Here is a 16,704-nt window from a genome sequence, read left to right as displayed (position 1 = left end):
GAAGCCTCGAACCGATCTCAACCGAGACCCAGTTCGTCATCGATAAAGTCGAGAACCTCGTCCGCCGACGCGGATTCCAGTTTTTCCGACACCATGGAGAATTCCGTCTGCTCAAGCGCTCCGTTGCACCTGGCCACCAGACCCTGAAGCCGAATCGCGATACTGGATCTCATGGATTCGTCAAGGCGCAGACCACTGATCAGCGACTCGACGTCTTCGATCCTCGCGTTCACCCGGGAAAGCACGTCGTCACTGATACCGAGCTCGTCGCGCAGGTGACGGGCGAGGACCAGCGGGGTCGGATGATCGAAGACCAGCGTGGCAGGCAGCTTCAGCCCGCTCGCCTCCCGCAGTCGGTTGCGCAGTTCCACGGAGGTCAGCGAGTCGAACCCGACATCCTTGAACGCCGTCTCCGCCCGGACACCCGCCGGCCCGGCATAACCGAGCACGGCCGCCGCCTGAGCACGCACCAGGTCGAGCAGCAGTGCTTCCTGCTCGGCCTCGGCAAGCCCGGCCAGGCGGTGCAGCAGGCCGCCGTCGGTCGTGGACGCTGCCCGCGCGGACTGCCTGCCGACCGGTACGAGGCCACGCAGCAGGTGCGGCACACCGGCGCCGGCCGCCGCATCGGCCCGTACCCCCCGCAGATCCAGCCTGACCGGCACCAGCAGCGACTGACCTGACCCCACGGAAGCATCGAACAGCTCCATACCCTCAGCGGGCTTGAGCGCCACGACGCCGCCACGGCTCGCCCGCCTGCTCATACGTGCCTGGTCGACGTTGCTGAGATGGGCTGTCATGTTGGTGGTGTGCTCCCAGGTGCCCCAGGCGAGTGACAGCCCGGGCAGGCCCGCCGCCCGGCGGTTGGCCATCAACCCGTCCAGGAACGCATTCGCCGCCGCATAGCCGGCACTTCCCGCGCCCATGAACACGGACGAGGCGGACGAGTAGACGATGAACGCGTCGAGGTCCAGGCCACGGGTCAGCTCATCGAGGTGCCGGACCGCGTCCACCTTCGGCGCGAACACCCCCGCCAGCCGCTCCGGGGTCAACGCCCCGATCACTCCGGCGTCGAACACCCCCGCCGTATGGACCACACCGGTCAGGCGGTGCTCGTCCGGCACCGACGCCAGGAGCGCCCGGACCTGGTCACGGTCGGACAGATCACAGGCCGCGACCGAGACCAACGCCCCCTGCCCGGTGAGCTCGGCGACCAACTCCGGCACGCCCTCCGCCTCCACACCCTGGCGGCTGGCCAGCAACACATGCCGCACCCCGTGCCGGGTGACCAAGTGCCGGGCCGCGAGAGCGCCCAACGATCCGGCGCCCGACACCAGGACCGTTCCCTCCGGCCCGAACACGCCTGCGTCATACGGCCCTTGGCCGGTGGCGGGGGCGAGGCGGGGTATGGAGAGAGTGGTTCCGCGCACCGCGACCTGCGGCTCTCCACCGGCCAGCACCGCACCCAGCACGGATCCCCATTCAGATGCCCGTGCGGATCCCCATGCGGGTCCCCGCGCGGATCCCGCTGTGCCGTCCGACGCCGGGTCGACATCCAGCAGGATGATCCGGTCGGGGTGCTCGGCCTGCGCGGCACGAACCAGACCCCACACCGCCGCTCCCGCCGGGTCACTCACGTCCGCTTCACCGCCAGCGGGTACCGCGCCCCGGGTCAGCACCACCAACCGCGACTCCTCCAACGCCGCCCCGGCCGACAACCACGCCTGCACTATCTCCAACACGCGGGACGACAACGCCAACACCGCGTCCACGCCGTCACCACCGACGGTCTCCAGAACCACCACCGCCGGAACATCCGTGCTCGCGGCCAGCGCCGTCACCTCGTCCGCAGAGGCCACGGCCACCCACGACGGCGACACCCCCACCCCGTGCACCGCAGGCAACTCCACCCACTCCACCGCGAACAACGAGTTGGTGACCGCTGCGTCCGCCGCCGTCTCCAACTGCTCCACGGACACCGGCCGGGACACCAGCGAGTCCATCGTCGCTACCAGGCCGCCCGTCTCGTCGGCAGCCTCGACCGACAACGCATCCGGCCCGCACGGAGCGACCCGCACCCGCAACGCCGACGCACCCACGGCATGCAGCACGAACCCATTCCACGCGAACGCCAACACCGGCACCCCGGGATCCGCCGCGCCCTCGTCCACCTGACCACCGAACGACCCCACCTGCACAGCCGCGTCCAGCAGCGCCGGATGGATGCCGAACCCGCCGGCCTCCTTACGCTGTTCCTCGGGCAGAGCGACCTCGGCGAAGACCTCCTCGCCGCGCCGCCACACCGCCCGCACCCCCTGGAACGCCGGACCATAACCGACACCACGCTCCAACAAACCGGCATAGAAGTCGGCGACATCCAGATCGACCTTCTGCGCGCCGGGCGGCGGCCAGGCGGCGAAATCGAACCCATCGCCGCGGCCAGCTGTTTGGGCGTTCGCCGACGACAGCATGCCGGTGGCGTGCCGTGTCCACGCGTCCGCGCCGTCATGGTCGGCGGTGTCTTCCCGCAGGGAGTACACGTCCACGGTGCGCGAGCCGGTCTCGTCCGGTCCGCCGACCGCGACCTGGAGCCGGACCCCGCCACGCTCGGGCACCACGAGCGGCGCCTCGATCACCAACTCATCCAGGACACTGCACCCGGCCTCATCACCCGCCCGCACCACCAACTCCACCAGCCCGGTACCCGGAACCAGCACCACACCACCGACCGCGTGATCGGCCAGCCACGGATGCGACCGCAACGACAACCGCGACGTGAAGACCAACCCGTCGGACTGCGGCAACCGCACCGACGCGCCCAACAACGGATGATCAGCCCCCGCCAGACCCAAGGATTCCGCGTCCGTCGCCTGCACGGCCGGCTGAAGCCAATAGTGCTGATGGTCGAAGGCATAGGTCGGCAGGTCGACCGGTGCAGGCTGAGTCCCCGTCCCCGTGGGGAGTACGCCTGTCCAGTCCACCGCGACACCCCGGACGAACAGTTCCGCCATCGATGCCAGCAGGCGCCGCATCCCGCCGTCTTCGCGGCGCAGTGAACCCGTCACCACCACATCCGCCTGCGTCGCGTCCACGACCTCGCTGATCGGCTGGAGCAGGACAGGATGCGCACTGACCTCCACGAACACACCATGGCCCTGCGCCAGCAGATCGCTCACGGCAGGACCGAACCGCACCTGACCCCGCAGATTCCGATACCAGTAACCACCATCCAAAACACCAGCGTCCTCGACCCAATCACCGGTCACGGTCGAGAAGAACGGCACGATCGGAGCCTGCGCGACGATCCCCGCCAGCACGTCGTCCAGCGTGTCCCGGATGTCCTCCACATGCCGGGTGTGCGAGGCATAATCCACCGCCACCCGCCGCACCCGGACACCCTGGTCGGACAACGCCTCAAGCGCCTCGTCAAGCGCGAGAACGTCACCGGCGATCACCACCGAAGCCGGGCCATTGACCGCAGCCACCTCCACCCGATCCGCCCACGCGGCCAGCCGGACAGCCGCCTCCGCCTCACTCAGCGCAACGGACGCCATCCCACCGCGCCCCGCCAACTCACCCGCGATGGCCTGACTGCGCAGCGCCACCACCCGCACCGCATCCTCCAGCGACAGCACACCCGCCACACACGCCGCCGCTATCTCACCCTGCGAATGACCCACCACCGCATCCGGCACCACCCCCACCGAAGCCCACACCGCAGCCAGACCCACCATCACCGCAAAACTCGCCGGCTGCACCACATCCACTCGCTCCAACAACCCCGACTCGACCTCACCCCGCAGAACCTTCACCAGCGACCAGTCCACCCACCGCTCCAGCGCAGCCGCACACTCCGCGATGCGCCCAGCGAACACCGGCGAAGAATCCAGCAACTCCCGACCCATCCCCACCCACTGCGAACCCTGACCCGGAAACACCCACACCACCCGGCCCGGCACACCCGAACCAGACGCACTACCAGCCACCACACCAGCCGCACTCTCACCCCGAGCCAGGGCCGACAGCCCAGTCAGCGCCTCCTCGGACGAACCCGCGACCACCACCGCTCGCTCACCCAACAGCGCACGCCCCGACACCAACGCCCCCGCCACACCCGCCAACGACACCCCACCAGCACCCGACTCCACAAACGACGCCAGACGTACCGCCTGACCCGCCAGCGAACCCGCACTCCCCGCCGACACCACCAACGGCACCACACCACCCCGCACCGCCACGCGCGAGACAGACTCCGAGTCCTCCGGAACAAAGACAGACTCAGCCACTTCGGCGGGCGCCTCCTCCAGGATCAGATGCGCGTTCGTACCACTGACACCGAACGACGACACACCCGCCCGGCGCGGACGACCGTTACGCGGCCACTCACGCGCCTCGGTCAACAACTCCACAGCACCCGCCGACCAGTCCACCTCCGGCGTGGGCTCCTCCACATGCAACGTCGGGGGCATGACACCGTGCTGTATGGCCATGACCATCTTGATCACGCTGGCCACGCCCGCCGCCGCCTGCGTGTGACCGATGTTCGACTTCAACGACCCCAGCCACAAAGGCTGTTCAGGGTCCCGGTCCTGACCGTAGGTGGCCAGCAAGGCCTGTGCCTCGATCGGATCGCCCAGGGCCGTCCCGGTCCCGTGCGCCTCCACCACATCCACGTCCGCCGAGACCAGACCCGCACCGGACAGCGCCCTGCGGATCACCCGCTGCTGCGAAGGACCGTTCGGCGCCGTCAAGCCGTTCGACGCACCGTCCTGATTCACCGCACTGCCCCGCAGCACCGCCAGCACCCGATGCCCACGCTCCCGCGCCACCGACAACCGCTCCAGCACCACCACACCCACACCCTCGGCCAGACCCATGCCGTCCGCGCCCGAGGAAAACGCCTTGCACCGCCCGTCAGAAGCCAGACCCCGCTGCCGGGAGAAGGCCACAAAGGAGCCGGGCGTAGACATCACCATCACGCCGCCGGCCAGCGCCATCGAGCACTCACCCTGACGCAGCGCCTGCGCCGCCAGATGCATCGCCACCAACGACGACGAACACGCCGTGTCCAACGTGACCGCCGGACCCTCGAAACCGAACACGTATGACACCCGGCCCGACGCCACACTCGACGAAGCCCCCGTACCCGCGAAGCCCTCCAACTCCGGCGTAACCACACCCACACCGGCCCCGTAGCCTTGGCCCGACAGCCCGGAGAACACCCCGACGTCGGTGCCCTTCAACGACACCGGGTCGATACCGCCGTCCTCCAAGGCCTCCCACGATGCCTCAAGCAACAGCCGCTGCTGCGGATCCATCGCCAGCGCCTCACGCGGCGAGATCCCGAAGAACCCCGCATCGAAGAGCCCCGCCCCCCGAAGGAAACCGCCCTGACTGGTGTAGGAGGTGCCCGGGTGGTCCGGATCCGGATCGAACAGACCCTCCAGATCCCACCCCCGGTCGTCCGGGAAGCCAGAGACGGCATCGACTCCGTCGGCCACCAGCCGCCAGAGGTCACCGGGTGAAGCCACACCGCCCGGGTACCGGCACGCCATCGACACGATGGCGATCGGCTCCCGCGCCTGCTCCTGGACCGCGCGCAGCCGCTTACGGGCGTCGCGGGCGTCGGCGATGGCCCTCTTGAGGTAGTCGCGGAGTTGTACCTCGTCAGCCACTGAATTCAGCTCCCCAGGAAGTCTGTGCGTGATTGCCTTCGGTCGATTCCCCGCACCACCGTCCGTGCGGGCCGTGCGGGCGGGCCCACCCGGGCCCACCCGCACCGGTCCGGGTCAGTCCAGCCGGTCGAAGAGCGCGAACAACTCCTCGTCGCTGGCGGTTTCAAGATCCTGGTCGGGGGTGGCCGTGGATCCAGGGGCCTCTTCACGAGCGCCCGCCGCCTCAGCTGCCTTCAGCAGTTCCCGCAGACGTACGGTGATCCGCTCGCCGGCTTGTTCATCGGCCGCCGCCGTCTCGATGGCAGCCTCCAGACCGGCGAGGCCGGCCAGCACCGGATCCGCGGCGGACGCCTCGTCCACGGCGAGTTCGCCAAGCAAATAGCCCGAGAGAGCCAGCGGGGTGGGGTAGTCGAAGACCAGCGTGGCGGGCAGCTTCAGCCCGCTCGCCTCCCGCAGTCGGTTGCGCAGTTCCACGGAGGTCAGCGAGTCGAACCCGGCCTCGTTGAACGCCGTCTCCGCTCGAACACCCTCCGGTCCGGCATGCCCGAGCACGGCCGCCGCCTGAGCACGCACCATGTCGAGCAGCAGGGCCTGCCGCTGTGCCGCGGGGAGCCCGGCCAGCCGGTCGGACAACTTCCGATGCCCGTCGCCGGCGCCCGCCGTACGCGCCTGCTGCCTGCCGACCGGTACGAGGCCACGCAGCAGGTGCGGCACACCGGCGCCGGCCGCCGCGTCGGCCCGTACCCCCCGCAGATCCAGCCTGACCGGCACGAGCAGCGACTGACCTGACCCCAGAGCGGCACCGAACAGCTCCATGCCCTCAGCGGACTTGAGGGCCATGACTCCCCCGCGCCCGTCACGCCTACTCATCCGGGTCCTGGTGAGGTCGTCGATGTTGTCAGCCATGCCGGTGGTCTGCTCCCACGGACCCCAGGCGAGTGACAGCCCGGGCAGGCCCGCCGCCCGGCGGTTGGCCATCAACCCGTCCAGGAACGCATTCGCCGCCGCATAGCCGGCACTTCCCGCGCCCATGAACACGGACGAGGCGGACGAGTAGACGATGAACGCGTCGAGGTCCATGTCACGGGTCAGGTCGTCGAGGTGCCGGACCGCGTCCACCTTCGGCGCGAACACTCCCGCCAGCCGCTCCGGGGTCAACGCCCCGATCACTCCGGCGTCAAACACCCCCGCCGTATGGACCACACCGGTCAGGCGGTGCTCGTCCGGCACCGACGCCAGGAGCGCCTGGACCTGCTCACGATCGGACAGATCACAGGCCGCGACCGAGACCAACGCCCCCTGCTCACTGAGCTCGGCGACCAGCTCCGGCACACCCTCGGCGTCCGGGCCTCGTCGGCTGGCCAGCAGGAGATGCCGCACCCCGTGCCGGGTGACCAAGTGCCGGGCCACCAGACCACCCAACGTCCCGGCACCCGAGACCAGAACGGTCCCTTGCGGCTCGAACACCGCCTCCGTGTCGAGAACTCGAGAAGCAGTACGGGCGAGCCGAGGTACCGTCAGCGCCGTGCCCCGGACAGCGGCCTGCGGTTCCCCACTGGCCAGCACCGAACCCAGCACCGGCTGCACACCAGCATCGGCGGCAGGATCGATGTCCAGCAGGATGATCCGGTCGGGGTGCTCGGCCTGCGCGGCACGAACCAGACCCCACACCGCCGCTCCCGCCGGGTCACTCACGTCCGCTTCACCGCCAGCGGGTACCGCGCCCCGGGTCAGCACCACCAACCGTGACTCATCCAGTCCCGCCCCGGCCGACAACCACGCCTGCACTATCTCCAACACGCGGGACGACAACGCCAACACCGCGTCCACCCCGCCACCACCGACAGCCTCCAGAACCACCACCGCCGGAACATCCGTGCTCGCGGCCAGCGCCGTCACCTCGTCCGCAGAGGCCACCGCCGCCCACGACGGCGACACCCCCACCCCGTGCACCGCAGGCAACTCCGCCCACTCCACCGCGAACAACGAATCACGGCTCTCATGCACCGTCGCAGCACCCAACTGTTCGGTGGACACCGGCCGGGACACCAGCGAGTCCATCGTCACCACGAGGCCGCCCGTCTCGTCGGCAGCCTCGACCGACAGCGCATCCGGCCCGCACGGAGCGACCCGCACCCGCAACGCCGACGCACCCACGGCATGCAGCACGAACCCATTCCACGCGAACGCCAACACCGGCACCCCGGGATCCGCCGCGCCCTCGTCCACCTGACCGCCGAACGACCCCACCTGCACAGCCGCGTCCAGCAGCGCCGGATGGATGCCGAACCCGCCGGCCTCCTTACGCTGTTCCTCGGGCAGAGCGACCTCGGCGAAGACCTCCTCGCCCCGTCGCCACACCGCCCGCACCCCCTGGAACGCCGGACCGTACCCATATCCGTGCTGGACCAATTCGGCGTAGAAATCGTCGGCCTCGACCGGCTGCGCACCCGCGGGCGGCCAAGCGGCGAAGTCGAACCCGGAGCCACCCGACCGAGCGGCCACCGACGACAGCAGTCCGGTGGCGTGCCGTGTCCATGCCTCCGCGCCACCACCGTCGTCGTCGGTGCTGTGCTCGGGCAGAGAGTAGATCTCCACGGTGCGGGAACCTGCCTCGTCCGGTCCGCCGATCGCGACCTGGAGCCGGACCCCGCCTCGCTCGGGCACCACGAGCGGCGCCTCGATCACCAACTCATCCAGGACACTGCACCCGGCCTCGTCACCCGCCCGCACCGCCAACTCCACCAGCCCGGTACCGGGGACAATCGTCACGCCGCCGATCGCGTGATCGGCCAGCCACGGATGCGACCGCAACGACAACCGCGACGTGAAGACCAACCCGTCGGACTGCGGCAACCGCACCGACGCACCCAACAACGGATGATCAGCCCCGGCCAGACCCAAGGATTCCGCGTCCGTCGCCTGCACGGCCGGCTGAAGCCAATAGTGCTGATGGTCGAAGGCATAGGTCGGCAGGTCGACCGGTGCAGGCTGAGTCCCCGTCCCCGTGGGGAGTACGCCTGTCCAGTCCACCGCGACACCCCGGACGAACAGTTCCGCCATCGATGCCAGCAGGCGCCGCAGACCGCCGTCTTCGCGGCGCAGTGATCCCGTCACCACCACATCGGCCTGCGTCGCGTCCACGACCTCGCTGATCGGCTGGAGCAGGACAGGATGCGCACTGACCTCCACGAACACACCATGGCCCTGCGCCAGCAGATCGGTCACAGCAGGACCGAACCGCACCTGACCCCGCAGATTCCGATACCAGTAACCACCATCCAAAACCCCAGCGTCCTCGACCCAATCACCGGTCACGGACGAGAAGAACGGCACGATCGGAGCCTGCGCGACGATCCCCGCCAGCGCATCAGCCAACGTGCCCTGAATGTCCTCCACATGCCGGGTGTGCGAGGCATAATCCACCGCCACCCGCCGCACCCGGACACCCTGCTCGGACAGTGCCTCCAATGCCTCCTCGAGCGCGGCAACGTCACCGGCGATCACCACCGAGGCCGGGCCATTGACCGCAGCCACCTCGACACAGTCCGCCCACGCGGCCAGCCGAACGGCCGCCGCTTCCTCACTCAACGCAACAGACGCCATCCCACCGCGCCCCGCCAACTCACCCGCGATGGCCTGACTGCGCAGCGCCACCACCCGCACCGCATCCTCCAGCGACAGCACACCCGCCACACACGCCGCGGCTATCTCACCCTGCGAATGACCCACCACCGCATCCGGCACCACCCCCACCGAAGCCCACACCGCAGCCAGACCCACCATCACCGCAAAACTCGCCGGCTGCACCACATCCACTCGCTCCAACAACCCCGACTCGACCTCACCCCGCAGAACCTTCACCAGCGACCAGTCCACCCACCGCTCCAGCGCAGCCGCACACTCCGCGATGCGCTCAGCGAACACCGGCGAAGAATCCAGCAACTCCCGGCCCATCCCCACCCACTGCGAACCCTGACCCGGGAACACCCACACCACCCGGCCCGGCACACCCGAACCAGACGCACTACCGGCCGCCTTTCCGGTCACCATCCCGGAGGCACGCTCACCCCGCGCCAGCGCCCGCAACCCGGCGGCCGCCTCCTCACCCGAAGCGGCCACCACAACCGCACGCTCACTCAACAGCGCACGCTTCGACACCAAAGCTCCGGCCACACCCGGCAGCGTCACCCCGTCGGCACCTTCGACGAACTCCGCAAGCCGTCCCGCCTGACCCGCCAGCGAACCGGCACTCCGCGCCGACACCACCAACGGCACCACACCACCCGGCACCACGCCCACAGGAACCGACTCAGCGGTGTCCCGCTGCGCCTCCTCCGAGACAGGCTCAGCCACTTCGGCGGGCGCCTCCTCCAGGATCAGATGCGCGTTCGTACCACTGACGCCGAATGACGACACACCCGCCCGGCGCGGACGACCGTTACGCGGCCACTCACGCGCCTCGGTCAACAACTCCACCGCACCCGCCGACCAGTCCACCTCCGGCGTGGGCTCCTCCACATGCAACGTCGGGGGCATGACGCCGTGCTGCATGGCCATGACCATCTTGATCACACTGGCCACGCCCGCCGCCGCCTGCGTATGACCGATGTTCGACTTCAACGACCCCAACCACAAAGGCCGTTCCGGGTCACGGCCCTGACCGTAGGTGGCCAACAAAGCCTGCGCCTCGATCGGATCACCCAGGGCCGTCCCGGTCCCGTGCCCCTCCACCACATCCACGTCCGTGGTCGCGAGTCCCGCCGTGTCCAGTGCCCTGCGAATGACCCGCTGCTGCGAAGGACCGTTCGGCGCGGTCAAGCCGTTCGAGGCACCGTCCTGATTCACCGCACTGCCCCGCAGCACCGCCAGCACCCGATGCCCACGCTCCCGCGCCACCGACAACCGCTCCAGCACCACCACACCCACACCCTCGGCCAGACCCATGCCGTCCGCACCCGAGGAAAACGCCTTGCACCGCCCGTCAGAAGCCAGACCCCGCTGCCGGGAGAACGTCACGAAGGTGCCGGGTGTCGCCATCACCATGGCGCCGCCGGCCAGCGCCATCGAGCACTCACCCTGACGCAGCGCCTGCGCCGCGAGATGCATCGCCACCAACGACGACGAACACGCCGTGTCCACGGACACCGCCGGCCCCTCCAGACCGAACACGTACGACACCCGGCCCGAGGCCACGCTCGACGCCAACCCCGTGCCCGCGAAGCCCTCCAACTCCGGCGCGAGCACTCCGGTCCCATAACCCTGACTGGACACCCCGGAGAACACCCCTACATCGGTGCCCTTCAACGACACCGGGTCGACACCGGCGCCTTCCCAGGCCTCCCACGATGCCTCAAGCAACAGCCGCTGCTGCGGATCCATCGCCAGCGCCTCACGCGGCGAGATCCCGAAGAACCCCGCATCGAAAAGCCCCGCCCCCCGAAGGAAACCGCCCTGACTGGTGTACGAAGTGCCTGAGCTGTCAGGGTCGGGGTCGACCAGGCTCTCCAGATCCCAGCCCCGGTCGTCGGGGAAGGGCGCCACAGCGTCCCGGCCCTCGACCACCAAGCGCCACAAATCCTCCGGCCCCGCCACCCCACCCGGCAGCCGGCATGCCATACCCACGATCGCTATCGGCTCTCCCGCGTCGGCCGCCACGATCGTCGGCGTCACTGGCACCGGTGCCACGTCACCGAACTCGTCGCGCAGGTAGCGGGCGAGGACGAGCGGGGTCGGATAGTCGAAGACCAGCGTGGGAGGAAGCTTCAGACCAATAGCCTCACTCAGCCGGTTGCGCAGTTCCACGGACGTGAGCGAGTCGAACCCGGCGTCCTTGAACGCCATGTCCGACCGGACGCCCGCAGGCCCGGCATGCCCGAGCACTACCGCGGCCTGGGCACGCACCACCTCGAGCAGCAGAGCCTCCTGGTCTGCCTCGGGCAGTCCGGCGATCCGGTCGGACAACTTCCGGCTCGCGCCGCCGGTACCTGCCGCCCGCGCCGGTTGTCGCGCCGCCCGCACCAGACCGCGCAGCAGGTGCGGCACTGAGCCGCCGTCGGCCACGCCAGCACGCAACTCCCGCAGGTCCAGCTTGATCGGCACCAGCAGCGACTGGCCGGACTCGACGGCGGCGTCGAACAGGTCCATGCCCTCCTCAGCGGTGATCGCAAGCACACCACCACGGCTCGCACGCGCCTGGTCGACGCTGCTGAGGTGGGCGGCCATGCCGAGGCGCTCCTCCCACAGGCCCCAGGCGAGCGACACCCCGGGCAGGCCCGCCGCCCGACGGTTGGCCATCAACCCGTCCAGGAAGGCATTCGCCGCCGCGTAGTTGCCCTGGCCACCGCCCCCGAACACCCCCGCGACGGAGGAGAAGGCGACGAACGCGTCGAGGTCCAGGCCACGGGTCAACTCGTCGAGGTGCCGCACGGCGTCCACCTTCGGCGCGAAAACCCCCGCCAGGCGCTCCGGGGTCAACGCCCCGATCACCCCGTCATCGAACACACCGGCTGTGTGAACCACGCCCGTCAGGCGGTGCTCGTCCGGCACCGACGCCAGGAGCGCCTGGACCTGCTCACGATCGGACAGATCACAGGCCGCGACCGAGACCCACGCCCCCTGCCCGGTGAGCTCGGCGACCAGCTCCGGCACACCCTCGGCATCCGGACCCCGACGACTGGCCAGCAGCAGACGCCGCACCCCGTACCGGGCCACCAGATGCCGGGCCACCAGACCACCCAACGACCCCGCGCCCGCAACCAGGACCGTCCCCTCCAGCCCGAACACCGCGCCCGTAGCGGAACGTTGATATGCGCTGCGCGCGAGTCGAGGGACCGTCAGCACCGTGCCACGCGTGGCGACCTGCGGCTCCCCACTGGCCAATGCCGAACCCAGCACCGGCTGCACACCAGCATCGGCGGCAGGATCGATGTCCAGCAGGATGATCCGGTCGGGGTGCTCGGCCTGCGCGGCACGAACCAGACCCCACACCGCCGCCGCAGCCGGATCACTCACGACCCCTTCACCACCCGCCGGCACCGCGCCCCGGGTCAGCACCACCAACCGCGACTCCTCCAACGCCGCCCCGGCCGACAACCACGCCTGCACTATCTCCAACACGCGGGACGACAACGCCAACACCGCGTCCACCCCGCCACCACCGACAGCCTCCAGAACCACCACCGCCGGAACATCCGTGCTCCCCGCCAGCGCCGTCACCTCGTCCGCAGAGGCCACCGCCACCCACGACGGCGACACCCCCACCCCGTGCACCGCAGGCAACTCCACCCACTCCACCGCGAACAACGAATCACGGCTCTCATGCACCGTCGCAGCACCCAACTGTTCGGTGGACACCGGCCGGGACACCAGCGAGTCCATCGTCGCTACCAGGCCGCCCGTCTCGTCGGCAGCCTCGACCGACAACGCATCCGGCCCGCACGGAGCGACCCGCACCCGCAACGCCGACGCACCCACGGCATGCAGCACGAACCCATTCCACGCGAACGCCAACACCGGCACCCCGGGATCCGCCGCGCCCTCGTCCACCTGACCGCCGAACGACCCCACCTGCACAGCCGCGTCCAGCAGCGCCGGATGGATGCCGAACCCGCCGGCCTCCTTGCGCTGTTCCTCGGGCAGAGCGACCTCGGCGAAGACCTCCTCGCCGCGCCGCCACACCGCCCGCACCCCCTGGAACGCCGGACCATAACCGACACCACGCTCCAACAAACCGGCATAGAAGTCGGCGACATCCAGATCGACCTTCTGCGCGCCGGGCGGCGGCCAGGCGGCGAAATCGAATTCCGTCCCATGCGCGGTGGCCGAGGACAGTAGTCCGGCGGCGTGCCGTGTCCATGCCTCCGCGCCACCACCGTCGTCGTCGGTGCTGTGCTCGGACAGGGAGTAGATCTCCACCGTGCGGGAACCTGTGTCGTCCGGTCCGCCGATCGCGACCTGGAGCCGGACCCCGCCTCGCTCGGGCACCACGAGCGGCGCCTCGATCACCAACTCATCCAGGACACTGCACCCGGCCTCGTCACCCGCCCGCACCGCCAACTCCACCAGCCCGGTACCGGGGACAATCGTCACGCCGCCGACCGCATGATCAGCCAGCCACGGATGCGACCGCAACGACAACCGCGACGTGAAGACCAACCCGTCGGACTGCGGCAACCGCACCGACGCGCCCAACAACGGATGATCAGCCCCCGCCAGACCCAACGACTCCGCGTCCGTCGCCTGCACGGCCGGCTGAAGCCAATAGTGCTGATGGTCGAAGGCGTAAGTCGGCAGGTCCACCCGCTCGTCGACCGCCGCTTGCGGGAGAACCTTGGCCCAGTCCACGGTCACGCCCCGGACGAACAGTTCGGCCATCGATGCCAACAGGCGCCGCATCCCGCCGTCTTCGCGGCGCAGTGAACCCGTCACCACCACATCCGCCTGCGTCGCGTCCACGACCTCGCTGATCGGCTGGAGCAGGACAGGGTGCGCACTGACCTCCACGAACACACCATGGCCCTGCGCCAGCAGATCGGTCACGGCAGGACCGAACCGCACCTGACCCCGCAGATTCCGATACCAGTAACCACCATCCAGAACACCAGCGTCCTCGACCCAATCACCGGTCACGGTCGAGAAGAACGGAACATTGGGTGCCTGGGCATGCACATCCGCCAGCGCATCAGCCAACGTGTCCCTGATGTCCTCGACATGCCGGGTGTGCGAGGCGTAATCCACCGCCACCCGCCGCACCCGGACACCCTCCCCCGACAACGCCTCAAGCGCCTCGTCAAGCGCGAGAACGTCACCGGCGATCACCACCGAGGCCGGGCCATTGACCGCAGCCACCTCGACACAGTCCGCCCACGCGGCCAGCCGGACGGCCGCCGCTTCCTCACTCAACGCAACGGACGCCATCCCACCGCGCCCCGCCAACTCACCCGCGATGGCCTGACTGCGCAGCGCCACCACCCGCACCGCATCCTCCAGCGACAGCACACCCGCCACACACGCCGCGGCTATCTCACCCTGCGAATGACCCACCACCGCATCCGGCACCACCCCCACCGAACCCCACACCGCAGCCAGACCCACCATCACCGCAAAACTCGCCGGCTGCACCACATCCACCCGCTCCAACAACCCCGACTCGACCTCACCCCGCAGAACCTTCACCAGCGACCAGTCCACCCACCGCTCCAACACCGCCGCACACTCCGCGATGCGCCCAGCGAACACCGGCGAAGAATCCAGCAACTCCCGGCCCATCCCCACCCACTGCGAACCCTGGCCCGGGAACACCCACACGACCTTGCCCGGCACACCCGAACCAGACGCACTACCACTCACCACACCAGCCGCACCCTCACCCCGCGCCAGGGCCGACAGCCCAGTCAGCGCCTCCTCGGACGAACCCGCCACCACCACCGCACGCTCACCCAACAGCGCACGCCCCAACACCAACGCCCCCGCCACACGCGTCAGCCACACCTCACCGGTATCTGACTCCACAAACGACGCCAGACGCCCCGCCTGACCCGCCAGCGAACCCGCACTCCCCGCCGACACCACCAACGGCACCACACCACCCCGCACCAGCGGCTCCCGCGTCCCTTCCCCATCAACGGCAGGCGCTTCCTCCAGGATCAGATGCGCGTTGGTGCCACTGACACCGAACGCAGACACACCGGCCCTGCGCGGACGACCGTTACGCGGCCACTCACGCGCCTCTGTCAACAACTCCACCGCACCCGCCGACCAGTCCACCTCCGGCGTGGGCGCGTCCACATGCAGCGTGGGCGGCATCACCCCGTGCCGCAGCGCCTGCACCATCTTGATCACGCCCGCCACACCCGCAGCCGCCTGCGTATGACCGATGTTCGACTTCAACGACCCCAACCACAACGGACGCTTCGGATCCCTGTCCCGCCCGTAAGTGGCCAGCAACGCCTGCGCCTCGATCGGATCACCCAGAGCCGTCCCGGTCCCATGCCCCTCCACCACGTCCACGTCCGTGGGCGTGAGTCCCGCCGTGTCCAGCGCCCTGCGGATCACCCGCTGCTGCGAAGGACCGTTCGGCGCCGTCAGGCCGTTCGAGGCACCGTCCTGATTCACCGCACTGCCCCGCAGCACCGCCAGCACCCGATGCCCACGCTCCCGCGCCACCGACAACCGCTCCAGCACCACCACACCCACACCCTCGGCCCAACCGGTCCCGTCGGCCGCCGAGGAGAACGCCTTGCAGCGCCCGTCGAGGGCCAGGCCGCGCTGCCGGGAGAACTCCACGAAGGCACCTGGCGTCGCCATCACCGTCGCGCCACCGGCCAGCGCCATCGAGCACTCACCCTGACGCAGCGCCTGCGCCGCCAAGTGCATCGCCACCAACGACGACGAACACGCCGTGTCCACAGTGACCGCCGGACCCTCGAACCCGAACACGTACGACACCCGACCCGAAGCCACGCTCGACGAGCCCCCTGTGCCCGCGAAACCCTCCAACTCCGGCGTGACCACATCGGCCCCCGGTGCGACGTAGCCCTGGCCGAACACCCCGGAGAACACCCCTACATCGGTGCCCTTCAACGACACCGGGTCGACATTGGCGCCCTCCAATGCCTCCCATGACGCCTCCAACAGCAACCGCTGCTGCGGATCCATCGCCAGCGCCTCACGCGGCGAGATCCCGAAGAACCCCGCGTCGAAGAGCCCCGCCTCATGCAGGAAGCCGCCCCGACGGGTGTAGGAGGTGCCCGGGTGGTCCGGATCCGGATCGAACAGACCCTCCAGGTCCCACCCCCGGTCGTCCGGGAAAGACGACACCGCGTCCCGGCCCTCGACCACCAACCGCCACAGATCCGCCGGCCCCGCCACCCCACCCGGCAAACGGCACGCCATACCCACGATCGCTATCGGTTCGCGCGAAACGCCGAGAAGTTGGCGATTCTGCTTCTTCAGCGAGCCGACCTCTTCCAGCGACTTCCGCAGCGCCTGGACGACCTTTTCGTATGACGCACTCACTTAATTGCCCCCA

Annotated in this window: 1 protein-coding gene and 1 pseudogene; both read right to left on the bottom strand. The window is 69.5% G+C overall.

Annotated features, from left to right (window positions below; genetic code table 11):
* Nucleotides 1-17: 17 nt before the first annotated feature.
* Nucleotides 18-5,672, bottom strand: a pseudogene (locus OG933_RS40770) (beta-ketoacyl synthase N-terminal-like domain-containing protein); the annotation flags it as partial.
* Between the two features lie 114 nt (nucleotides 5,673-5,786).
* Nucleotides 5,787-16,691 (bottom strand): type I polyketide synthase, encoded by a 10,905-nt coding sequence (locus tag OG933_RS40765; protein WP_405632150.1) that lies wholly within the window; start codon nucleotides 16,689-16,691, stop codon nucleotides 5,787-5,789.
* Nucleotides 16,692-16,704: the final 13 nt, after the last annotated feature.

The organism is Streptomyces sp. NBC_00016, assembly GCF_045040885.1.
Taxonomy (GTDB): Bacteria; Actinomycetota; Actinomycetes; order Streptomycetales; family Streptomycetaceae; genus Streptomyces; species Streptomyces coriariae.
Note: the sequence above shows the minus strand (reverse complement) of the source record. Positions and strands in the feature narration are given on the sequence as shown.